Here is a 23,049-nt window from a genome sequence, read left to right as displayed (position 1 = left end):
CACAGCCACCCGTTCGGGCAATGAACGACGGCGGTGTCTGCGATCTATTACCGGCGGGCCAGCGCGAGCCTGCCGTTGACGTGAATGCGGTCGATTTTCCCGGTTTCCGGCGATACCAGGCACCGGCCCGCGTACAGCTGCTGACCCGATTGGTTATCCCGTAGCGAGAATGTCAAACCTTCGTGAAAAGTGATCATCGCCTGCGGTTCGCCGTCCACGGCGAAGACCAGGTCATCGGCGAGCGAGTATTCGGTATCACCGTTCCAGTAGCTGCCCGCCCAGCCGTCGGGCGGTGGCAGGACGACGTCGGGCACGGCTGTCAGCGAGCCGCTCGGGATGGGCAAACCCCGGCGGCCCAGCTCGTCCACGACGTCGTCCCACAACCCCGCGCCGGCACTGGAATTGCACGTCATCGCCGCGACGGTGCCGCTGTCCGGGTCGATCCTGAGCTGGCACCACGTGCCGTCGCCCGTGCCGTCGTGGCCCACCCACGAGCCGAACACGGCGAGACCGAGGCCCCACGCGTCGGCGAGACCGAAGGCGTCGGCGACCGGCTCGCGCATCATCAGGGCGTGCTCGCGCGGCATGATGTCACCGCCGTCGAGTAGCATGCGGCCGATCTTGACCAGGTCGGAAGCGCTCCCGGCGACAGCACCGGCAGGTGCTTCGGCGAGCGTGATGTTCTGCGTGACCGGCCTGCCGCGGCCCGCGTGCCCGGTCGCGACGGCCCTCGCCGTGCGCGGCCCGACCACGAACGCGGGCGCGATGCCGAGCGGCCGCAGCAGGATGGACTCGACGCAGGTGAACCACGACATCCCCGTCACGGTCTCGGCCAGCCTGCCGAGCAGCACGAAGCCGGCGTTCGAGTACGAGAAGTCGCGGCCGGGCGGCTGGATCAGGCCGGTCCGCTCGACCAGGCCGCGCATCGACGACCCGCCGTCCGGGCCGGATTCCAGCCCGCCGGTGTGGCTGAGCAGCTGCCGCGGCGTCACCGCGGCGATCGGCCTGCCCGCGGCCTCCGGCACGTACTCGCCGACCGGGTCGTCCAGCTCGATGTCACCGTCCGCGGCCAGGACCATGGTGACGGCCGCGGTGAACACCTTGCCGATCGATCCGATCGGGAAGGCCAGGTCCGCCGTCACGCGACGCCCGGTGCCGTGCTCGGCCTCACCGACGGACACAGCGACCGTCTGCCCGTCGCGCAGCAACGCGAACTGTGCCCCCTGGACCCCACGCGCGCCCGCAGGCGCGGCTACCACCGCGGAAAGTTCGGCCGAATCAACGCCGCCCGCGACTCCCACTAATCCCCCGCCATCCTCCGATGCGGATAACACCGATATCCCTCTCGTCAACTCCCACGGACCCGAACGGTTTCCCCGTTGCCAGAACGCGCATTCCAGCAAACTCCGTTCGACGACTCCCAACGCATACCCACTGTGCCTCTGTCAACAACATCGGCTATACCGCCATTAGTGGTGTCGTCCCTTTTGAAACTAGTGATTGAAACCGAAAGCAGTTATGGGAGCGGACGCTACGCAGCAGTCACATCACCGAAAATGCCACGACTGGGGGCGTTTAGAACGAGCAAGCACCGGTTACGGCGACCTTGATCAACACTCGGCGTCACCGCATCGCACTGATCTACGGTTCGTTACCGATAACTTCGACCTATACCGCCACAGTGCGTGACAATCCGCCGAACAGGCGCTTAATCTCATTTCCTGGAAACGTGAACATAAGAGGTTTACTCGATCAGCCTTCGGGCAACTGAGACGGTCGCGGCGGCACATCTAGACTGGAGGCATGCCGCGAGTTCGTACCGCGCTGGCCGTCGGTCTGCTCGCGGTGTTGATAGCCGCCGCGTTCGTGCTGCCCGTACCGGGCCCGGGCGACGTGCGCGCATGGGCGCTCGGCGCGGGCGCCGCCGCCCCGCTGTTGATGTTCGTGACGTACGTCGTCGCCACGATCGTGCCCATCCCGCGCACGGTGTTCTCACTCGCGTCGGGCTTGTTGCTCGGACCGCTCCTCGGTGTGCTCGTCGCGATGTCCGCGACCGCGCTGAGCTCGATCCTCGGTTTCGCCCTCGCGCGGTGGGCCGGTCGCGGGTTGGTGGCTCGCCACTTGGACAAGGCCGTTGTCCGGACCGTCGACGAGAAGCTCACCGGCGGCGGGTGGCTGGCGGTGGCGTCACTGCGGATGATCCCGCTCGTGCCGTTCACCCCGATGAACTACTGCTGCGGGGTGTCGTCCGTGCGGCTGCTGCCGTTCCTGGCCGGCACCGTGCTCGGCAGCCTGCCGGGCACGACCGCCGCCGTGCTCATCGGCGACACGCTCACCGGCTTCGGCAACCCGGCCGGACTGATCGTCTCCGGTGCGGGCGCCCTCATCGGCGCGGCCGGGCTGCTCCTGGTGATCCGCCGGTCGGCGACGACGACCGCGCCCGCCGAAGTCCCGCAGCAGCCCCAGCCCGACCAGGTGGCGTGATCCGAACTCGACGTTCCACACAGGTCGATCGCGCCGCTGTCAGCACATTCCGGCCGCACAGGACGGCGCGGGTACCCGAAGCCCGGGCACCCGCGACAATCCCGCGACGCGTTCTAGTCGACCAGCTGGGCCAGCTTCTCCAGTGACTTGTGCAAGTCGCCCTTGAGCGTCCGGCCCACAGCGGCGGAGATCGGGCCGAACATCCCCGGCCCGGTGAACTCCACATCCAGCTCGCCCGTCGCGCCGTCACCGTCCGGTCGCAGCTTCAGCTGCAGCGACGCCCTCACACCCGCCTTGCCCTCACCGGAGAGCGTGATGCCGTTGGGCGGGTCGTAGGAGGTGACAGACCAGGTGATGCGGTTGCGCAGGCCCTTCACCGACACCACCGACGTCAGCACCGTGCCCGTCTTGATCTCACTGGGCACATCGCCTCGCCAGCCCTCGTGCAACGCGAGCCACTCACCGAACCGGGACAGGTCCGACGCGGTCGCCCACGCCTTGGCCGGTTTGACTGGCATCGAGGCGGAAACGCTCACCTTGGTCACGGCTTCCTCCTTACGGTCGCAAGGACGGTACCGCCAATCGGCCGACTGCGCCCGCCCCGATCAGGCGATCATGAACCGGGCCACCCGGTCGAGCCTGGCCAGCCACCACGCCACCCGCTCGGGATCGGTCTCGTCGAACCGGCCCGTGACGGGCGGCCCGGGGGCCCGGACGTCGATGAACCCGTCGACCGGGACGAGTGAGTCGTCCACGACATCGCCTGTCAGCAACGACAACGTGCCCAGTCCGCACGCGTGGTCCAGCGACGGCAACGCGGCGGCCAGCGCGACCTGCGCGGCCAGGCCGACGCTGGTCTCCAGCGCCGACGAGACGACGCACGGCAGCCCAGCCGCCTCCGCGACCCGCAGCGCCCGCCGGACACCGCCCAACGGAGTGCACTTGATCACCGCGATGTCCGCGGCACCCGCGACCGCGACCGCCAGCGGGTCCTCGGCGCGCCGGATCGACTCGTCCGCCGCGATCGGCACGTTCACCCTGCGGCGCACCGAGGCCAGCTCCTCGATACCCGGGCACGGCTGCTCGACGTACTCCAGCCCGCCCGCGGCCTTGTCCAGCGCGCGGATGTGCGTCACCGCGGTGTCCACGTCCCACCCCGCGTTGGCGTCCACGCGGATCTTTCCCGCCGGTCCCAACGCATCCCGGACCGCCTCGACGCGTGCGACGTCCCCGGCGAGCGAACCGGGGTGGTCGGCGACCTTGATTTTCGCTGTCCGGCAACCGGAACCGGCCACGACCGCGTGCGCCTTCACCGGATCGACAGCGGGAACAGTGCAGTTCACCGCAATCCGGTCACGCACCGGCTCGGGCCAGCCCACCGTGCACTGTTCCACCGCTGTGGCCAGCCACGACGCCGCCTCGGCGTCGTCGTACTCGGGGAACGGGCAGAACTCGCCCCAGCCCAGCGGGCCTTCGACCAGCACACCTTCGCGCACAGTGATCCCGCGGAACCTGGTGCGCATCGGGATGGAGTAGACCCGCGCCTGGGAGAAATGGATCACCGGGGCAGCTGCGCCTCGATCGCCGACCGGACCTTCGCGTCGCCGGGCTCGACCGCGGGCCGGAACCGGGCGACCACGTCACCCTTGGCCGACAGCAGGAACTTCTCGAAATTCCACTGGACGTCCCCGGCCTGGCCGTCCTCGTCGGCGTGCCCGGTCAGCTCCGCGTACAGCGGGTGCTTGCCCGATCCGTTGACCTCGAGTTTCTCAGTCAACGGGAAAGTCACGCCGTACGTGGTCGAGCAGAACGTCTGGATCTCCTCCACGGTGCCCGGCTCCTGGCCGCCGAACTGGTTGCACGGCACACCGATCACGGTGAACCCACGCGGGCCGTACTCCTCATGCAGGTGCTCCAGCGCGGTGTACTGCGGCGTCAACCCGCACTGGGAGGCCACGTTCACCACCAGTGCGACCTTCCCACCGGTCAGCTCGTCCAACGTGGTGGCCGTGCCGTCCAGGGTCGTGATCTTCACGCTGCCTCCTCGTCCTCGTGGATGCCGCAACACTAGAACACCCACGAGGACGACGATCCGGAACCTTGCCATCTAGAAGGTGACTGTCGCCAGGTACTCCTGGCCGCGCCGGGCGGTCAGCAGCGCGTCACGGGGCGTGTCGTGCTCGACGACGTACTCGCGGACCCCGGACTGGGCATACCGGGCGAAGATCCGCGGGAAGTCGATCGTGCCGTACCCGAGGTCCTCGAAGGACCCGTTGGCCGCCATGTCCTTGACGTGGAACGCCGGGAACCGGCCGGGGTGGCGCTCGAAGTACGCCACCGGGTCGTACCCGGGCTTGATGATCCAGTACAGGTCCAGTTCGAAGTTGACGAACCGGGCATCGGTCCGCTCGGCGAGGACGTCGAACAGCACCTTCCCGTCCACCTTGGCGAAATCCACGTCGTGGTTGTGGAACAGGAACTTCATCCCCGCGCCGCGGCAGCGGATGCCCCATTCCTGGAACTTCGCGGCCGCGTGGGTGTACCCGGCCACCGTCCGCAGCGATCCCGGCAGTGACGGCACGACCACGTACCGGACGCCGAGGATCCTGGCGATCTCCAGTTCCCGCTGGACATCCGCGTTCATCGCGTCCCAGCTGGTGTGCGTCAGCACCGCGCGCACACCGGCGGTGTCCATCATGGCCCGGAACCTCTCCGGCGTGTGGCCGTACAGGCCGCTCACGCCGACGGTCGCGTAACCCACGGCACCCAGGGCGTTGAGCGTTCCCTGCGGATCGGTGGCCATGATGTTGCGGACTGTGTACAGCTGGATCCCGATGTGGTCGAGCGGGACCGAATGCAGCGGCGGGTCGGCCGCCGCATCCGTGGCCCACAGACCACCCGCGATGGCGGTGGTCCCCAAGGCGGTGGCCCTGAGAAATCCACGTCGTGAGGTAGTCATCGCCGACCCCTAGTTGACAGTGATGAGCACGGTGTTCGAACTGTGCGCGCCGGTGTTGTCCGTTGTGGTCAGTCGCGCGGTGTAGACGCCCTTGCGGGCGTACTGGTGCGTGACCGACGGACCGCTGCCGCCGGCTGTGTTGTCGCCGAAGTCCCACGAGTAGCCGGTGACCGTCCGGCCGGCGGGCGGGTTCACCGCCGACGTGAACGAGACGTTCAACGGCGCCCCTCCACTCCGGACAGACGGCGTGATCACGATCCCGGTCGCGGTGCCCGGCTTCGCCATGCCTTCACCGTTGAACTGCAACCAGTCCAGCGACAGCAGATCCGGCGACGCCGGTGTCCACGCGGGGTTCGTGAAGACGGCGTACAACTTGACCGTACGCCCCGGGTTCTTCAGCGGCACCGTCGGCGAGATCAGGTTGCCGAAGTCACCCGTGTTCGGGATGTTCACCGAGCCGAGCAGCTGACCGGTCGGTGAGCCGGCGCGGAACTCGATCGTGCCGCCGAGCCCACCGGACGCGGCACCGACCGTGACCGAGTCGACCCTGGTCAGGTTCACCGGGTCGTACGCGACCCAGTCGCCGTGCTCGATCTCGCCGAGGCGTTTGCCTGCCGAGGCGTTGGCGTTGCTGATGACGACCGGGCCGCCCTGCGCGCCGCCGAAGCCTTCGTGGTGCTCGGCTTCCTTGCGCTTGGGTTCGAGCACGAGGTGCGCCGAGCCGGTCAGTGACGGCACACCGCGCGGTCCGCCGCCGTCGGTGTACTGCGCCGCGACTGCCACGTACAGGTTCTGGCCCGGTCCGTGGCTGGATCCCTGGTCGGTCTTGATCTCGCCGCGGCACCCGGTCACGTTGTCCATCGGGTGCAGGTGCGAGTCGTGCCCGAGCTGGGACTGGACGACGACCTTCGTGCAGTCGATCCGGCCGTCCTCCCGGTCGGTCACGCGGACCTCGAACGGAATCGTGTCGCCCCAGTCGAACCCGCCGCCGTTGACCGGCGAGACGACCGTCACCTCCGGCCTGGTGTTGCCGACGGTGATCACCGTCGCCGCGATGCCGTCCAGTCCGTTCTTGCGGCTCTTGACCGACAACCGGGCGTCGAACCGGCCGGGGTTGGCGTACGTGTGCGTCGGGTTCGGCTCGGTCGAGTCGATCGTGCCGTTGCCGTCGAAGTCCCAGAAGTAGTCGATGGGTTCACCGTCGCCGCCCGCCGATCCCGCGCTGGAGAACTTCACCGTCAGTGGATACCTGCCGGAGTCCACATCGGTCTTGAGTTTCGCGGTCGGCCTGCGGCCGTTGGCCACGTAGTCGATCCGGTAGATGCCGGACCCGTCGTTGGTGCCGCCGCGGCCGGTGCCGCTGCCGGAGCCGAAGTCGATCACGTACATCGAGCCGTCCGGCCCGAAGTGCGCCGAGAACGCCTGGATCCAGCTCATGTTCGGCAGCGCCTTGTTGATCGACTGCAGGTCACCCGCCTGCACCGCGGGGAAACGCGGGTTGGCGAACGCCTGGTCGGTGCGCTGGAACGAGATGGCCTTGAAGTAGCCGCGGGTCAGCTCGTAGCCGAACCACTTGCCGTCGAAGTACTCAGGGAACTTCGTGACCAGCGAGTTGTTCGCGTTGTACTGGTAGACCGGGCCGGACATCGGGCCACCGCCGCCGGTGCCGAGCTCGGGGAACTCCGCGGATGCGGAGTAGGCGTACCAGATCGTCGCCGGTGCGGCGGGCGGCAGGTCACGCAGCCCGCTGTTGTTCGGCGAGTCGTTGACCAGCTTGCCGCAGTCGAACCTCGGACCGGGCGTGCCAGTCGCGAAGTCGTAGTCGTTGAACGGCGTGTTGTTGCCGACGCAGTACGGCCAGCCCTGGTTGGACGCCTTGGTGATCCGGGTGAACTCGACTGTCCCTTCCGGACCGCGGTTCGGGTTGGCCGACCGGGCGTCCGGGCCGTAGTCGGCGACCATCAGCGCGTCGGTGATCGGGTCGAGGGTGATCCGGAACGGGTTGCGCATCCCCATCACGTAGATCTCGGGCCTGGTCCCGGCGGTCCCCGGCGGGAACAGGTTGCCCGGCGGGATGGTGTACGTGCCGTTGGGCTGCGGTGTGATCCGCAGGATCTTGCCGCGGAAGTCATTGGTGTTGCCCGCGGTCCCTTGCGCGTCCAGCGCGCGGCGGCCCGGTCGTTCGTCGATCGGCGTGTAGCCGTCGGAGTTGAACGGGTCGGTGTTGTCACCGGTGGCGACGTACAGGTTGCCGTGCTTGTCGAACTGGATCGAACCGCCCATGTGCGAGTTAGCCCTGAACTCGTCGCGGAAGGTCGGGACCTCCAGCAGGCGCTTCTCGCTCGCCATGTCGACCTTGTCACCGGCCACGGTGAACCGGGAGACGTTCTGGCGCTTCTCGACCTTGTCGGAGTACAGCAGGTAGACCCAGTTGTTCTGGGCGAAGTTGTTGTCCAGCGCGATGCCGAGCAACCCGTCGGACTGGCTGGTCATCTGCGGGGTGTAGGCGAAGTCCAGCGCGGTGGAGATCTTCAGGGTGCGCTGGTCCAGGATCTTGAGCGCGCCCGTGCGCTGGATGTAGAACACGCGCCGGTCCGGCGTCACAGCCAGTTCGAACGGATCCGCGAGGCCCTCTGTGACCAGGGGCACCTTCTGGAACATGGTGTCCTTGGTCGCCGAGCAGTCACCCGGTTCGGCGCCCGCGGCCCATTCGATGCCGCCGAGCAGGTGCTTGAGGTACACGGGGTCGGCGAACCGCGGGATGCCGTGGCCGATCGTGGTGTACCAGGAACGGCCGCCGTCGTAGTTCTGGCACCAGGAGATCGGGTGGTCCACGCCCTGGTTCAGCCCGGTGATCCCGTCACGCAGCTTCACCTGCGCCAACGTGTGCACCTTGCCGGTCGGGTTGACCTTCCAGTTGTACCACTCCTCCCCTTCCAGCTCCCACAGGTCGGGCAGGTGCTCGGTGGACGGGTGGGCGTGGTCGAGCACCTTGACCCGGCCGGGCTGGACCGGTGGGTGGAAGTCGAAGATCGCACCGGCCAGGCCTTCGAACCAGGCCCAGTCCCGTTCGCTCGCGGTGGCGGCGTGGACACCGGTGAAGCCGCCGCCCGCGCGGATGTATCGCTGGAACGCGGCACGCTGTTCGGCGTTGAGCAAATCGCCGGTCTGCGGCGTCGAGTTGGTGTTGTTGAAGACGACGGTGGCGTACTTGGCGAGGTTGGTGTCGGTGAAGGCGGCCGAGTCCTCGGTCGCCTCCACCGCGAAGTTGTTCTCCTCACCGAGTTTCTTGATCGCCGCGACACCGGCGGCGATCGAGTCGTGCCGGAAGTTGGTCGTCTTGGAGAAGACCAGGACGGAGTACCGCGGCTCGGCCGCGGCCGCGGGCAGCCCGAAGGCGCCGGCCAGCAGCAGGACAGCACAGGACAACGCCCGTAGGCGTGCGGCGGGTTTCACGGCTGTCCCTACAGGTCCGCGGGCCCGGCGGCGTGCGCGGCAGCCTTCGCCACGCCACGGCGGCTGTCGACGTCAGCCGAACGCTCGTGCACGGTGGCCGCACCACGACGGGCCGCCTCGGGTGCGAGGTTCTCGAACTGGCCGGATACCGTGCCACGGACACGGTTGTTCGAGCCGGTCGGCGCCGGGTCGTTGTCCACGCCGGACAGGTTGCCCCGGACGATGTTGTTGCTGACGTGCACATCGGCCTTGTTGCCGGAGACGGTCAGGTTGCCCGCCCAGTAGCTGGCCTGCTCACAACCGACGACCGGGCCGTTCGAGCCGATCTGCACCGCCTTGGAGTTGTTGGTGTAGCTGGCGTTTCCGTAGAACTCGCTGGCACACGCGACAGCACCGAGCTTGGCACCGGTCACCGTGATGTCCTTGGCCACGACGGAACTCACCAGGTCCACATAGGCCACGTTCGTTCCGGAGACGTTGCCGTTGAAGTTCACGGCCTCCGCGTAGACCTCACCGACGCCTGCGGTGAGGTCACCGTCCACAGTGGCACCGTTGAGGTACGCGTACGTGCCGCGGTCAGGGAACTTGTCGGACGAGACCTTGACGGCACCGACCTTGGCGCCACCGGCGAGGTAGAAGCCGAAGCCGTCGGTGGACGTCAGCGACCCCTTGAGCGTGGTTGCCTGCGCGTCGAAGAAGCCGTCGTCCAGGACAGTCACATTGCCGTTGAAGGTGCCACCGGTGACGACCAGGCTGGCGCCCGCCTCAACGGTGACGCTTCCGGTCACGGTGACATCCGTCAACACGCAGGATTTGGTCGCGCCCACTCTCAGATCGCCCGGGACGCTCACCGCCCCGGCCTCCCCTTCGCAGTATGTCGTCAGACCGGCGTTGGCCGGAAACGCGACGGCTGTCGACGCAGAAGCGACAACGGCCGCGACAGCCAACACGGAACGAACCCTCATTGGTCCTCCAGATGCGTTGCTCAGTCGACTTGATCAATCAGCACTGGTGGCGGCGCCCAGCAGATCGCGGATCCGGCCGGTCGCTCGCGCGAACCCGGGCTCGGACATGGTCCTGCCGTAGTCGCGTTCGAGCGGCAGGTCGACGGGGATCAGCTCGTCGATGGTGCCCGGACGCGCCGACATGACCACCACCCGGTCCGCGAGATAGACAGCCTCGGGGATCGAGTGGGTGACAAGGAGGATGGTCGTGCCTGTCTCACGCCATATCCGGCGCAGTTCGATGTTCATGTTCTCGCGGGTGAGCGCGTCCAACGCGCCGAACGGCTCGTCCATCAGCAGCACCGGCGGGCGGTGCAACAGCGCACGGCACAGCGCCACACGCTGTTGCATACCACCGGAAAGCTCGTGCGGATAAGCGTCTTCGAAGCCGGTCAGCCCGGTCATCGCGATCAGCTCGTCCGCGCGTTCCCGCGCAGTGGCGGACGGCATCCCCCGCATCTCGGCCTGCAGCAATATGTTCTTGCGCGCCGAACGCCATTCGAGCAACGCGGCGCGCTGGAAGACGTAGCCGATGTCGCGCCGCGGCCCGCCGACGTCCTCGCCGAGCAGCCTGACCCTGCCCTTCGACGGCTTCAGCAATCCGGACACCAGTTTGAGCAAAGTGGACTTGCCACAGCCGGACGGGCCGACGATGGCGACGAACTCGCCCGCGGCCACGCTCAGCGACACGTCGTGCAGTGCCGTGACGTCCTTGCGCTTGGTGCGGAACCGGACCGCCACATCCTCGATCTCGACGCAGGTGTCCATCTGTACCGGTGCCTGTGCTGCCGGGCTGCTGGCGGGCATCCTCATCCCTTCGGGGCGAAGCTGACGTCCCAGTACGCCGACGGCTCCTGGGCCTTGGTGATCACGCCTGCCTCGGCGAAGACCTTGATCGTCTTGCGCCAGTCGGCCTCGTCGTTCACCCCCGGCGCCTTGCCCGTCGTCGCGTCGGTGTGCAACAGCTTGGTGGTCTCGCTGAACTGCTCGGCGAGCACCGTCTCGGACGGCAACTGCTGCGAGGCACCCTTCATCGACTGCACGGCGGCACCCGCGTCGGCCTGCGCGGCGGTCCACGCCTCGCTTGTCGCCGCGACCATCCGCGTGACCAGGTCCTTCTTCTCGGACAGGTTCTTCTGCGACGTGAGCAGGCCGTTGGCGAAGAAGTTCAACCCGTGGTCGGCGAACTTCAGGTACGAGACCTTCTTGCGGCCCTTCTCCTGGATCGTCGGGCCCTGGTCGGTGGCGAAGCCGAGCAGCGCGTCCGTCTGGCCGGACAGCACGGCGGCCATCTTGCCCGCCGCGTCCAGGTTCTGCAGCTTCACGTCCGTGTCGGCCAGCCCGTTGACCTTGAGGAACGCCGGGAAGGTCTTGCTCAGCGCGTCACCGGCGGTGCTCGCGATGGTCTTGCCCTTCAGGTCCGCGGGCGACGCGATGTTCTTGTCGCTGAAGAACTGCACGGCCGACGGCGTGGTCTGCAGGAACACGCCCACGCTCTTGACCTGCATGCCCTGCCCGACACCGGCCAGCAACGCGGGGGTGTCGGCCCAGCCGAAGTCGGTCTGGCCGGCCGCGGTGGCCTGGATGGTCTTCTGCGAGCCCTGGCCCGGCTGGATGGTCAGGTCGATGCCGTGCTTCTCGAAGATCTTCTGCGCCTTGCCGTAGTAGAACGGCGCGTGTTCCCCGTACGGGTACCAGTTGAGCATGAGGGTCGCTTTGTCGAGCTGCTTGCCCTCGGCGTTGGTGGTCTTCTGCTGCTCCGAACCGCCGCAGGCGGCGGCCAATGCCAGCACTGGCACTGAAGCGGCGGTGAGCAGGGTGCGCAACCTCATCGGGACTCCCTTGTCACATGCTGGTGGTGGCGGCGTCGGCGCGTCGGCTGGCGTGCCACGGGAGCACGAAGTACTCGAGCAGTTCGACGAGTGCGAACAACACGATGCCCAGCAGCGAGATGACCACGAGACCGGCGAACAGCACGGGGGTGTCGAAGTTGCCGTTCGCCTGCTGGATCACGTAGCCGAGGCCCTCGTTGGCGCCGACGAACTCGCCGACCACCGCTCCGGTGACCGCGAGCGTCACGCCGATCTTCAAGCCGGAGAACAGATGCGGCAGCGACGCGGGCAGCCTGATCTTGTAGAACGTCTTCAGCGGACCGGCGCCCATGGTCGCCGACAGCTGCAGCATCTCGGGGTCGATCGACTTCAGCCCGGTGACCATCGAGATGACCACGGGGAAGAACGCCATCAGCAGCGCGACGAGGATCTTGGGTTCGATGCCGAAACCGAGCCACACCACGAACAGCGGCGCCACCGCGATCTTCGGGATCACCTGGGCGAACAACAGCAACGGGTACAGCGTGCGTTCGATCGTCGGCGAGTAGACCATCAGCACGGCGGCGAGCACGCCGACGACGATCGCCAGCACGAACCCCGCCAGCGTCTCCCACAGCGTGACGAGTGTGTTCTGCCAGAAGTAGTCGAACTTGTCCGCGATGACGGCGAAGGTGTCGGCCGGTGAGGCGACCAGGTACGACTGGACCAGTCCCGTCGCGGTGACCACCCACCACGCGACGAACAGCAACGCCAGCAACGCGGCCGGGCGCCACGCGCTGCGCAGGACGCGGAGCGCTTGCTCAGCCGTGCCGGGGCGGGCGCGCTCGGCCACCCCGACCGGCGCCTCCCGCGCGCTCTGTACCGCCATGTTTCTCGCCGCCTTCCCGCACCGGGACCCGCAAGATTGAAAGCGCTTACTCGCTGCTCATACCGCATGTCGGGTAGTTCAGAAAGCGCTTTCAGAAAGCGCTTTCTGCGCTAGAGTAGACACGCCCGGCTCGACAGGTCAAGAAGTGCCCGCCTCACCCACGCCCCTTCGGCGCGCTGGTCGCCGACGCCACGCAACACGCCCGACATCGCCCCAACCATGCTGGTAAGCAAGCACAGCGAAAGATGTCGGTCGCGTGAGGCGAGGTGGCAACGACCAGCTCCCAGCGGCCGAACCAGCCCAAGCGAAGCGACGACAAACAACACCGTTCGGCCGCGCCGATCGTTGACGCCACGCAACACGCCCGACATCACCCCAACCATGCTGGTAAGCAAGCACAGCGAAAGATGACGGTCGCGTGAGGCGAGGTGGCAACGACCAGCTCCCAGCAGCCGAACCAGCCCAAGCGAAGCGACGACAAACAACACCGTTCGGCCGCGCCGATCGTTGACGCCACGCAACACGCCCGACATCACCCCAACCATGCTGGTAAGCAAGCACAGCGAAAGATGACGGTCGCGTGAGGCGAGGTGGCAACGACCAGCTCCCAGCAGCCGAACCAGCCCAAGCGAAGCGACGACAAACAACACCGTTCGGCCGCGCCGATCGTTGACGCCACGCAACACGCCCGACATCGCCCCAACCATGCTGGTAAGCAAGCACAGCGAAAGATGTCGGTCGCGTGGGGCGGGGTGGCAACGACCGGCTTCCGGCGGCCGGACCCGTCCGAGCGGAGCGAGGACAAACAAACACAGGAGCGCCGATGCCCGAACCGACGCACGTGACGTTGCAGGACGTCGCCCGTGCCGCCGCGGTGTCACCTGCGACCGCGTCCCGTGTGCTCAACGGCACCGCGAAGGTCCGTGACGATCTTCGTGTGCGCGTCCAGGACGCCGCCGGGAAGCTCGCGTACGCGCCGAATGCGCACGCACAGGCGCTGGCTGGGGCGTCCCGGCGGACTGTCGGCGTGATCTGCCACGACGTCAGCGACCCGTACTTCGCTGTGATCGCACGGGGAATCATGCGGGTGGCCGGGGACAACGGGCTGCTTGTCATGTTGGCGAGCACTTTCCGTGACGCCGATCGGGAGGTCGCGTACGTCTCGATGCTACGGGCTCAGCGCGCCCCGGCGATTCTGCTGATCGGTTCCGGTTTCGAGGACAAGAGGTGGGAACGGGCCCTCGCCGCCGAACTGGACCCGTACCTGCGCGGCGGCGGCCGGGTGGCGGTGGTGTCGCGGCACCGCGGTCTCCGTGTGGACAGCGTGCTGCCGGAGAACCGTTCGGGCGCAGCCGCTCTGGCGAACGCGTTGCTGGAAATGGGCCATCGGCGGTTCGCCGTTCTGGCCGGTCCGCGTTCGCTGACCACTGTGGCCGACCGGATCGCCGGGTTCCGCGACGCGCTGACGAGCGCGGGCGTTCACGTGTCTGAAGAGGACATCGTCGAATGCGGCTTCACCCGTGACGGCGGGTACGAGGCGATGACCAGGCTGATCACCGGCGGACTGCGCGCGACCTGCGTGTTCGCGGTGACCGACGTGATGGCGATCGGCGCGCTGACCGCGTTGCGTGACAACGGCTTGTCGGTACCGGGTGACGTGTCGGTCGCCGGATTCGACGACATTCCCATCGTCCGGGACCTGACGCCACCGTTGACCACGGTGGCGTTGCCGTTGGAGCAACTGGGTGAACGGGCGATGGAGCTGGCCCTGCGGGAGAACGCCGGGCGGCGCAGCCGGATCCTGCGGCTGGCCGGCGAAGTGGTGATCCGGGAGAGCACGGGAAAGGTGCGGCCATGACATTGGCGGGACTGACCATCGACAGCGTCGAGACGTTCGCGGTGCCGCTGCCGACATTGCGGCCGTTCGGCGTGTCAGGCGGGTCCATCGCCGTGATGGGCAAACCCAGCGTGCGGGTCCTGGTGAAGGTCACTGCCGGTGAGTTCGCCGGGTGGGGCGAGGCCACGCCGATCCCGGCGTGGACCTATGAGACGCGGGAGTCGATCGTGAGCACGATCGACGGGTACCTGGCGCCCGCGATCATCGGACGGCCGGTGTGGGACCTCGACGGTGTGGCCTCGGTGTTCGACCGGGCGATCAACCGCGGCTTCAGCATCGGCTCGCCGCTGGCGAAAGCCGCCGTCGACGTGGCGCTGCACGACCTGGTCGGGCGCGCGCTCGGCGTGTCCATCGGGCAGCTGTGGGGACAACGCCGTGTCGACACGATCCAGCTCGGGTGGGTCGTGTCCGGTCACGGGCCCGCGGAGGTGGCCGCGGCCGTGGCCGAGGGGCAGGAGCTGGGCTACCAGGCGTTCAAGGTGAAGATCGGCCTGGGCCCGTCGGACATGAGGATCGTCGAGGCCGTCCGGGGCGCCGCGCCCGGCGCGCCGCTGTGGGTCGACGCGAACCAGGCGTACTCGGTCGCGGAGGCCGTGCGGATCTCGCGTGAACTGGCGTCGTTCGGCGTGACGGCGTTCGAGCAGCCGTTGCCCGCCAACGACATCGCCGGTTTCCAGCGCCTGCGTGACCTGTCGGCGGTGCCGGTGGCGCTGGACGAGAGCCTGCGGCACCCGAGCGACATGTCGACGTTCGTCCGGCTCGGCGCGGCGGACATCGCGATCGCGAAGGTCCAGCGCAGCGGCGGCCTGTTGTTGTCCCGCAGGCTGCTGCAGCTGGCCGAGGACAGCGGGCTGCGGCTGATGGGTTCGGGCCTCACCGACTCGGACATCGGCCTGGCCGCTTCGCTGCACCTGTTCGCCGCGTTCGGCATCACCACCCCGGTGGACCTGAACGGACGGCAGTTCGTCGACTCGGTGTACACGGCGGAGACGGTGAAGGTCGCGGCGGGGATCGCCGCGGTGCCGATCGGGCCGGGGCTGGGGATCGAGGTGGACGAGGAGAAGGTCAGGTGGTTGGCCCGGCAGTCCGCGCCGTAGCCTTGTCCGCGTCCCACGCCTGGAAGCCGGCGAGTTCGGCGTCCGCGGCCGAGATGAACGTGAGGCTGGACGAAACACGGTCGTAGTGCGGCGAATCCGGCGTGTGGTAGCGCATCGACTTCTTCGACGCCCTGATCACCACCGGTTCCGGCACCTCGGTTTCCTCGTCCGGGTCCGGGGTGGACTCGGGTTCGGCCGGGACCGGTTCGGGTTTCCGGCCGCGGACGGCGAGGAACATGATCCCGGCACCGGCCAGGAACGAGACCAGGCACAGCAGGAAGACCTGCCCGGCGAGCCACATCAAGGTCGTTCACTCCCAGGGTGTCTAGGTTGTCGTCTTGTCGGTGACGACACTCTCACCGAACAAACGCTTGAACAGCCCGACGACCGACCTCCTGCGGTTGTCGTCCGGGATGGAGCCGGTGACGATCACCTTGTTGGCCGCCACGTCGACGCTCACCGTGTCCGGCAGCTGGGACAGCAGCGACACCACCACCTCGGCCGCCGAGGTGGTCAGCGGGAAGTCCGTTCCCGTCACGGTTGTCGTCTGGTCGACGAGCTTGCGACCGTGGGTCCGCGCGGACAGCGCCCGCACGAAACGCTCACGCCACGCCTGCTGGTGGGTGGACCCGGTGACCGTGACCCCGGCCGGTGTGCCGGTGATCCGCATCGGCGGCATCCGCGGATCCACGACGGACACGACACGGACGCCCTGCGCCGCTTCGGCGTCGCGTTTGACCGCGGCGACTTGTTCTGCCGGGACACCGCGGATCGTCACGTCCCGGCCGTCCACGGTGATGTCCCCCGCCGGAACCGACTGGCGTACCGCGGCTGCCACCGCGCGCTCGATCCCACCGGCCTGGATGGCGAGTCCGGCCACCGTGATCGCGGCAGGCACCAGGACGGTAGCGCGAAACCACCAGCGGGGGAACCTCGACATGACGGGTTTCCTATCGCGCCGCGACCGCCTTGTGCCGCAGAATCGCGGGCCACCACGCGATGTTCACCCGATAGAGCACCTCACCACGACGCGGGTTCGGGCGGCGTGATCGATCCCGCGCACCCGGTCCGCATCATGTGGTCGATGTGGATGTGGCGTGCGATGAACCGCCCGTTGGTGACGTTCGCCGAGATGGCGCCGGGAGCGAGCGAGTTCCCGTCCGGCAGCCCGGCGTAGTACAGGCCGGGAACGGCACCGAGGATGCCCTTCTGCTGGATCGGCGCGCCGCGCTCGTCGAGCACGCGCTCCGGAAGTATCCGGTAGTCCGGGCCGAACCCGGTGCACCAGACGATCGACGTGACGCCGTGCGCGGCGAGATCGAGTCGTTCCCCGAAGTCCGAGACGTTGCTCAAGTCGACGACCGGTACTCGTTCCGGCTCGGTCGCCACGAAGCCCCGCCTGCGGAGACCGGCGTCGATCTTGTCCGTCACCCGCCGCGCCGACTGCGCGGATTCCTCCGCCACCGCGACAACATTGTCCTCAAGGGTCAGCACATTGCCTTGCGCCCCACGGGCGGTACCGACGAGAACGACTCCCTTCGCGGCGAGTGTGCCGAGATTGAGGTCGTCACACCCGTCTCTCGTGGCCATCACCGGCAAGCCGAACAACGCCCGCCGATCGCCGCCGGCGGTTTCGTGGGTGACGAAGTCCTCGTACAATGAGAAGATGTACATCCATTCATGGATTCCGCGGCCGCGGTAGCGGCGCGGGTAGACGCGGTGGCGACCGACGGACAGGTAGACCTTCCGCCCGGCGTCGACGAGTTCGTCGGCGATCTGCTGCCCGCTGATTCCCGTTCCCACGACGAGAACGGCACCGTCCGGTAGCGACCGGGGATTTCGGTAACCACTCGAATGCGTTTGCGCGACAGCCGGATCGATGTCGGCGGCCAGGCCCGGCACCCGGGGCTTGGCGTAGCCGCCCAGGGCCGCGACCAGGTTGCGGGACTCGATGGCGCCACCGGCGGCCAGGTGAGTCCTGAACCGCACGTCGCCGGCGCCGGGAAGGCATTCGACGGAACGCACCGGCGTGTGCCTGCGCACCCGGATTTCCTTTTCCGCAACGTAACGGCGCATGTGGTGGGCCAGTTCAGGACCGGACATCAATCCGTCGGGATCGTCGCCGTCGTAGGACCATCCGGGAAACCGGATCGATCGCCGCCCGGTGCCGATGAGCAGGCTGTCCCACCGCTCATACGCCCACGCCTGACCGATTTCGCCTCGTTCGAGGACGATCGACTCGCGGCCGATCTCCCGCAGGGCGCCCGCCGTCCCGCACCCTTGTTGCCCGGCGCCGATCACGACGGTTTCGCAGTATTCAACGCTCACTGGACAGAACCTTTCCGCCGTAAGGTCGATTCGTCACCACGGGGATGAAGGCAGGCCGTCGCGGGGTGGGCGTGAACGCGCCCGAATGTGGTGGATGTTCTTCAGCTGGACACGTTTCCCCGTGGCACGGATCACGGTGCCGCGGAGATGGCCACCCCATCGCCTCTCATCCTCGCGTCGAACGAGATCCACGGTAGACCGGCCGCCACCCGCCAGTCAAGGTTAGCCTAACCTAACTTTGACTGGCCCCGGTCGGCGTTCCAGGCGAGCGCGCACAATGACCAAAACGTCCACAATGGACCAAGGCGGGCCGGTGAATCGCCCTCGTGCCGGGAAAGCCCGGCACTCGCGGGACCTAGTCCTCGTCGTCCTCGGTCAACGCGATGAGTTCGTCGGCGAAGTCCGGGTCGGCCACCGCCTGCCGGGCGACCAGGTCGACCAGCTGGTCGAAGGTCAGGCCCGCGGCCAGTTCGGCGAACCGGTCCTCGTCGTCATCGTCCTGCTCGGTCACCGACGTGAACGGGATGCCGTCCTCCAGCGCCGCCAGCGTCACCGCCACGGCGTGCCCGCACAGCGAGGCTTCCGCCTGCTTGCAGTCGCATTCGCCGGTCAGCTGGCCGTTGACCACGCCGACCCATACGTCGTATTCCCTGCGGCCGGAGTCCAGCACAGTCGCGACCACACCACCGTCGTCCTCGCCGAGTTCGAAGACCCGGCCCTGGTCTAAGTGTTCGCGACCGATCCTGGCGAGATCCGGCCCCACCAATGAGGACACCGTGTCGGCGTCAAGTCTTACAGCCACCGGGTAATCCAACACCACATGGCAACCCCCTGTGAGCACGTTTTGCTCACAAGAGCCTGAACAGCGGTTTTCCAACCGTGTCATGATCGTGTACAAGCGTGGCCACGGCTGAGCAACGAGCTCATCCCGCGCATCAGGTGACACGCGGTCAGTACAGCGCCGCGGGCTTCTGCGCCTTGGCCACGAACTTGCCGTACACCTTGAGGTACTCCTCGCGCAGCTTGTCGTGATCGATGAAGTAGTTCCACGGCAGGTCGTGCAGGTGGTCACGCATCGCGACCAGGTGGGTGCGGGCCCGTACCGGCTCCACGGCCAGGACGTACGCGGCAGCGAAGGCGTTGTGTGCCTCCAACGCACGCGGGTGCGCCCGCGGGATGGCGACCATCCACTTGTCCGCGGCCGCGTCGATCTCGGTACGGACCTTCGAGAAGTAGGTGTTGGGCAGCATCGCCGCCTTGATCGTGTGCTTGTTGCCGATCAGCTCGTTCTGGTCGGCGAGCAGGACCTCGAAGTGCGCGATCGGGACCATCGCGGCGAGCGGGTCGCCCTGCGGCGCGGCGTCCGCGCTCAGCCGCGCGAACGCGAGCATCTCCTCGTGCGAGCCGCCCCACTTCTTCGCCAGGATCTGCAGCCTGGTGTAGTACGCCGGGTACAGCGTCTGGCTGCGGGCCGCGATCTCACGCCAGATCGCGTCCGTCTCGTCCCGGCCGGCCTGCAGGCCGAGGGCGGCGCGTTGGGTCTGCGCCCACGGCACGGCGTCCTTCGGCAGACTCTCGGCTGCTTGGTTGAGCGGGCCGATCGCCTTGCGCAGCGTGGCGAAGAACATCCGGAACCGGTCCTGGCCGACCGAACTGGCCCAGCCGTGGCCGCGGATGGCCCACGCCTCCTCGATGAAGGTGGACCCGGCGAGCAGCCACGCGTCCGGGTTGCCGGTCTCCAGCGCGGTTCGCTGCAGGGCTTCCGCACGGCCGAGGAGCTTCTCGGCCAGCACCCGCACGCGCAGCGCGCGGACTTCCGGTTTGCCGCGGCACTCGGCCAAAGCGGCCAGCGCCGGGTCGATGTGCCCGTCAGCCGCGGACCGCGCCGCCGCGTCCAGTCCCGCGTCCTCGTAGGTGTGCCCTTGGACGACTTCGCGCTGCGGCAGCCCGGACCGCTTGCGGCCGAATAACCCCATTCGCCTTACTTTACCCGTACCGCAACCATTTCTGAATCAGAAGACGACCACCGAGCGCAGCACGTCACCGGTGTGCATCTTGTGGAACGCGCCTTCGACGCCGTCGAGCGGGATCTCCTCGGTGACGAACGCGTCCAGGTCGAGCCTGCCCTGCCGGTAGAGGTCGACCAGCATCGGGAAGTCACGGCTGGGCAGGCAGTCGCCGTACCAGCTCGACTTCAGCGAGCCGCCGCGGCTGAAGAAGTCGATCAGCGGCATCTCCAGCGCCATGTCCGGTGTCGGCACGCCGACCAGCACCACGGTCCCGGCGAGGTCACGGGCGTAGAAGGCCTGCCGCCACGTCTCCGGGCGGCCGACCGCGTCGATCACGACGTCCGCGCCGAAGCCGCCGGTCAGGTCCTGGATCGCGGTGACCACGTCGCCGACCTCGCGGGCGTTGACCGAGTGGGTCGCGCCGAAGCCCTGCGCCCACTCGAGTTTGCGCGGGTCGACGTCCACCGCGATGATCTTGGCCGCGCCCGCGAGCCGGGCACCGGCCACCGCGCCGCTGCCGACGCCACCGCAGCCGATGATCGCGACCGAGTCACCGCGGCCGACGTTGCCCGTGTTGATCGCCGCGCCGATTCCCGCCATCACACCGCAGCCGAGCAGGCCGACGGCGGCCGCGCGGGCCGACGGGTCCACTTTGGTGCATTGGCCCGAGTGCACGAGGGTCTTCTCCGCGAACGCGCCGATGCCCAGCGCGGGCGACAGTTCGGTGCCGTCGGCCAGCGTCATCTTCTGCTTGGCGTTGTGCGTGTTGAAGCAGTACCAGGGCCTGCCGCGCTTGCAGGCGCGGCAGTCGCCGCACACCGCGCGCCAGTTGAGCACGACGAAGTCGCCGGGCTCCAGGTCCGTCACGCCGTCGCCGACGGACTCGACCACCCCCGCGGCCTCGTGGCCGAGCAGGAACGGGAACTCGTCGTTGATGCCGCCTTCGCGGTAGTGCAGGTCCGTGTGGCAGACACCGCAGGTCCGCACCTTCACCACGGCCTCACCCGGCCCCGGATCGGGCACGATGATCGTCGTCACCTCGACCGGTTCGCCCTTGGCTCGTGCGACGACCCCACGGACCTCTGCTGCCACAGCTGACCTCCCGCCTCGTTGCGCGTGCGATCACCGAGTAGACCTTGTTCCCACCCCGCCTGTCGAGCCCCTCGTCCGGGGACTGCCATCCTTTGGCGTATTCCCCCGATAGTGCGGGAATGCTTCACTCGATCGCGTGATCAGATTCGTACTGCCACTGATCGTCGCAAGCCTGATCCTCTTACCGGGCACCTCGAACGCCGAAACCAGCCGAACAGAGCAGTCACCTGAGCCGGCACAGCAGTGGGCACGTGCCAGCGGCGCCGTCCTGGCCCGGTGGTACAACCCGCGAACCGGCGTCTACGACACGACGAACTGGTGGAACGCGGCCAACGCGCTGAACGCCGAGATCGACCTGTCCCGCCTGCACCGCACGCGAACCGGACCGGAGCACGCCGCGACCACGTACGCGAAGTTCGGTCCCGGCGGCTTCCACAACCACTACTACGACGACGAAGGCTGGTGGGCGCTGACCTGGATCAACGCCTACGACCTGACCAGGGACCAGCGCTACCTGGGGGTCGCCAAGAGCCTGTTCGCCGACATGGCCGCGGGCTGGGACACCGTCTGCGGCGGCGGGATCTGGTGGAACAAGGAGAAGACCTACAAGAACGCCATCCCGAACGAGCTGTTCATCAGCATCGCCGCCCGGCTCACCCAGCGCACCAGGGGCACGGAGGCACGGCACTACCGGCAGTGGGCCGAGCGCGGCTGGGCGTGGTTCGCGGCCAGCGGCATGATCAACTCGTCGAACCTGGTCAACGACGGCCTGGATGCCAACTGTGCCAACAACGGGCGGCCGACGTGGACCTACAACCAGGGCGTGGTCCTCGGTGCGCTGACCGACCTCGCCGACATCACACACGACCGCCGCCACCTGGACACAGCGCACCGGATCGCCACGGCGGCGACCCGCACTGTCATCTACCCCAACGGAATCCTGCGTGAGCCGTGCGAATGGGACAACGGCTGCGGCGCGGACGGCCCCCAGTTCAAGGGGATCTTCATGCGCAACCTGTCCTACTTGCACCACGAGTCACCGCGGTGGCACTACGCGGACTTCATCCGCCTCAACGCGAAGTCCATCTGGCACAACAACCGCGACGCCGCCGACCAGCTCGGGCTGAAGTGGACCGGACCGTTGGACGCCGCCGACGCGGCACGGCAAAGCTCGGCACAGGACGCGCTCAACGCCGCTGCTCGTCTTTGAACGCGACGAGCGCTCGGGCCGTGGCGTCGTCGGCCGGGTAGAACGACTCGATGGACAACTCCGCCACGGTGATGTCAGCGGGCGTGCCGAACGTCGCGACGATGCTCAGGAAGGCCAACTCGGTGCCGTTGTGCGCGATGCGCAACGGCACCACCACATCGTCCTCCGGGTGCGTCTCCGGGTCGTCGCACGGATACGCCACCAGTTCCTGGTGGAGCCTGCTCAGTCCCTCGTCGGCGGTCACCGTGATCTCGCGGCGCAGCCGGCCGAGCAGGTGGGCACGCCACTCCCCCAGGTTGCGGATCCGCGGTGCCATCCCCTGCGGGTGCAGGCTCAGGCGCAGCACGTTCACCGGCGGTGCCAGCAGCTCCGGCGCCACGCCGGTCAGCAACAGCTGGATCGCGGCGTTGCTGTCGACCAGGTTCCACTGCCGGTCGACCACACACGCCGGGTACGGCTCGTGCCCGGCCAGGATGCGCCGGACAGCGGACTTGACCGCGGCCATCTCCGGCGCGTCCAGCGAGGTCTCGCCGTACACGGGCGCGTACCCGGCGGCCAGCAGCAGCCGGTTGCGGTCGCGCAACGGCACCTCCAGCTCCTCGGCCAGCCGCAGCACCATGTCGCGGCTCGGCGACGACCGCCCGGTCTCCATGAAGCTCAGGTGCCGGGTGGAGATGTCCGCCTGGAGCGAGAGCGCGAGCTGGCTGAGCCTGCGCTGCTCACGCCACTGCCTGAGCAGCTCACCGACGGGTCGTTGCGTCAAGGTCACGGCCACGACGCTACGGGGTAGGGGGGAATTCGCGCGATTCTGTC

At 68.0% G+C, this 23,049-nt stretch carries 22 protein-coding genes; 4 read left to right on the top strand and 18 right to left on the bottom strand.

Annotated elements, in window-relative coordinates:
• Positions 1-47: 47 nt before the first annotated feature.
• Entirely contained in the window at positions 48-1,259 is a 1,212-nt protein-coding gene (locus AOZ06_RS10860; RefSeq protein WP_054296557.1) for a serine hydrolase domain-containing protein, read from the bottom strand.
• A 544-nt stretch (positions 1,260-1,803) separates the two neighbouring features.
• On the opposite strand from AOZ06_RS10860, the gene AOZ06_RS10855 reads away from it, so the two are divergent.
• Complete coding sequence (locus AOZ06_RS10855; RefSeq protein ID WP_054289324.1) at positions 1,804-2,484, top strand: TVP38/TMEM64 family protein; 681 nt, start codon at positions 1,804-1,806, stop codon at positions 2,482-2,484.
• 113 nt (positions 2,485-2,597) lie between these two features.
• On the opposite strand, the gene AOZ06_RS10850 is transcribed toward AOZ06_RS10855, so the two are convergent.
• From AOZ06_RS10850 to AOZ06_RS56110, 10 genes are all read right to left on the bottom strand, one after another.
• On the bottom strand, positions 2,598-3,029 hold the full coding sequence (locus AOZ06_RS10850) for a type II toxin-antitoxin system Rv0910 family toxin (protein ID WP_063810016.1): 432 nt from the start codon (positions 3,027-3,029) through the stop codon (positions 2,598-2,600).
• 60 nt (positions 3,030-3,089) lie between these two features.
• Complete coding sequence (locus AOZ06_RS10845) at positions 3,090-4,007, bottom strand: o-succinylbenzoate synthase (protein WP_054296555.1); 918 nt, start codon at positions 4,005-4,007, stop codon at positions 3,090-3,092.
• 35 nt (positions 4,008-4,042) lie between these two features.
• Complete coding sequence (locus AOZ06_RS10840; protein WP_054289323.1) at positions 4,043-4,519, bottom strand: glutathione peroxidase; 477 nt, start codon at positions 4,517-4,519, stop codon at positions 4,043-4,045.
• 72 nt (positions 4,520-4,591) lie between these two features.
• A complete protein-coding gene (locus tag AOZ06_RS10835) occupies positions 4,592-5,404 on the bottom strand; it encodes a sugar phosphate isomerase/epimerase family protein (protein WP_225954852.1) in 813 nt (270 codons plus the stop codon).
• Between the two features lie 48 nt (positions 5,405-5,452).
• Positions 5,453-8,899, bottom strand: a complete 3,447-nt coding sequence (locus AOZ06_RS10830) for a ThuA domain-containing protein (RefSeq protein ID WP_054289322.1) — start codon at positions 8,897-8,899, stop codon at positions 5,453-5,455.
• Positions 8,900-8,907: 8 nt separating this feature from the next.
• Positions 8,908-9,687, bottom strand: coding sequence for a hypothetical protein (locus AOZ06_RS10825; protein ID WP_157232965.1), 780 nt, complete (start codon positions 9,685-9,687; stop codon positions 8,908-8,910).
• A gap of 210 nt (positions 9,688-9,897) precedes the next feature.
• Positions 9,898-10,710 (bottom strand): ABC transporter ATP-binding protein, encoded by an 813-nt coding sequence (locus AOZ06_RS10820; RefSeq protein WP_225954853.1) that lies wholly within the window; start codon positions 10,708-10,710, stop codon positions 9,898-9,900.
• 2 nt (positions 10,711-10,712) lie between these two features.
• Positions 10,713-11,735, bottom strand: a complete 1,023-nt coding sequence (locus AOZ06_RS10815) for an ABC transporter substrate-binding protein (protein WP_054289319.1) — start codon at positions 11,733-11,735, stop codon at positions 10,713-10,715.
• Positions 11,736-11,748: 13 nt separating this feature from the next.
• On the bottom strand, positions 11,749-12,603 hold the full coding sequence (locus AOZ06_RS10810) for an ABC transporter permease (RefSeq protein ID WP_054289318.1): 855 nt from the start codon (positions 12,601-12,603) through the stop codon (positions 11,749-11,751).
• Positions 12,604-12,713: 110 nt separating this feature from the next.
• Positions 12,714-13,298: a hypothetical protein gene (locus tag AOZ06_RS56110; protein WP_157232964.1), complete on the bottom strand. Its 585-nt coding sequence runs from the start codon at positions 13,296-13,298 to the stop codon at positions 12,714-12,716.
• A gap of 128 nt (positions 13,299-13,426) precedes the next feature.
• On the opposite strand from AOZ06_RS56110, the gene AOZ06_RS10805 reads away from it, so the two are divergent.
• Entirely contained in the window at positions 13,427-14,461 is a 1,035-nt protein-coding gene (locus tag AOZ06_RS10805; protein ID WP_054289317.1) for a LacI family DNA-binding transcriptional regulator, read from the top strand.
• Entirely contained in the window at positions 14,458-15,597 is a 1,140-nt protein-coding gene (locus AOZ06_RS10800) for a mandelate racemase/muconate lactonizing enzyme family protein (protein ID WP_054289316.1), read from the top strand. Before AOZ06_RS10805 ends, AOZ06_RS10800 begins: the two co-directional genes overlap by 4 nt.
• Here AOZ06_RS10800 and AOZ06_RS10795 read toward each other — a convergent pair.
• The 6 genes from AOZ06_RS10795 to AOZ06_RS10770 all read right to left on the bottom strand — a co-directional run bounded on the left by AOZ06_RS10795 (position 15,566) and on the right by AOZ06_RS10770 (position 21,026).
• Positions 15,566-15,898, bottom strand: a complete 333-nt coding sequence (locus AOZ06_RS10795) for a sunset domain-containing protein (RefSeq protein ID WP_054289315.1) — start codon at positions 15,896-15,898, stop codon at positions 15,566-15,568. The genes AOZ06_RS10800 and AOZ06_RS10795 overlap by 32 nt on opposite strands.
• A 24-nt stretch (positions 15,899-15,922) precedes the next feature.
• Positions 15,923-16,537: a protein kinase family protein gene (locus AOZ06_RS10790; protein ID WP_157232963.1), complete on the bottom strand. Its 615-nt coding sequence runs from the start codon at positions 16,535-16,537 to the stop codon at positions 15,923-15,925.
• An 80-nt stretch (positions 16,538-16,617) separates the two neighbouring features.
• A complete protein-coding gene (locus AOZ06_RS10785) occupies positions 16,618-17,925 on the bottom strand; it encodes a flavin-containing monooxygenase (RefSeq protein ID WP_054289313.1) in 1,308 nt (435 codons plus the stop codon).
• Between the two features lie 355 nt (positions 17,926-18,280).
• Positions 18,281-18,727 carry an SWIM zinc finger family protein gene (locus tag AOZ06_RS10780; RefSeq protein WP_157232962.1) on the bottom strand — a complete coding sequence of 149 codons (447 nt, stop codon included), beginning with the start codon at positions 18,725-18,727 and terminating at the stop codon, positions 18,281-18,283.
• A 148-nt stretch (positions 18,728-18,875) separates the two neighbouring features.
• The gene (locus AOZ06_RS10775; RefSeq protein ID WP_054289311.1) at positions 18,876-19,901 is read right to left on the bottom strand and encodes a hypothetical protein; all 1,026 of its coding nucleotides are present in this window, start codon (positions 19,899-19,901) and stop codon (positions 18,876-18,878) included.
• A 36-nt stretch (positions 19,902-19,937) separates the two neighbouring features.
• Positions 19,938-21,026, bottom strand: coding sequence for an S-(hydroxymethyl)mycothiol dehydrogenase (locus AOZ06_RS10770; RefSeq protein ID WP_054289310.1), 1,089 nt, complete (start codon positions 21,024-21,026; stop codon positions 19,938-19,940).
• 136 nt (positions 21,027-21,162) lie between these two features.
• Here AOZ06_RS10770 and AOZ06_RS10765 point away from each other — a divergent pair, with 136 nt between their 5' ends.
• A complete protein-coding gene (locus AOZ06_RS10765; protein WP_054289309.1) occupies positions 21,163-22,236 on the top strand; it encodes a glycoside hydrolase family 76 protein in 1,074 nt (357 codons plus the stop codon).
• On the opposite strand, the gene AOZ06_RS10760 is transcribed toward AOZ06_RS10765, so the two are convergent.
• Positions 22,214-23,011, bottom strand: a complete 798-nt coding sequence (locus tag AOZ06_RS10760) for a helix-turn-helix domain-containing protein (protein WP_417999947.1) — start codon at positions 23,009-23,011, stop codon at positions 22,214-22,216. The genes AOZ06_RS10765 and AOZ06_RS10760 overlap by 23 nt on opposite strands.
• Between the last annotated feature and the right edge of the window lie 38 nt (positions 23,012-23,049).

Source organism: Kibdelosporangium phytohabitans, from assembly GCF_001302585.1.
Classification (GTDB): domain Bacteria; phylum Actinomycetota; class Actinomycetes; order Mycobacteriales; family Pseudonocardiaceae; genus Kibdelosporangium; species Kibdelosporangium phytohabitans.
Note: the sequence above shows the minus strand (reverse complement) of the source record. Positions and strands in the feature narration are given on the sequence as shown.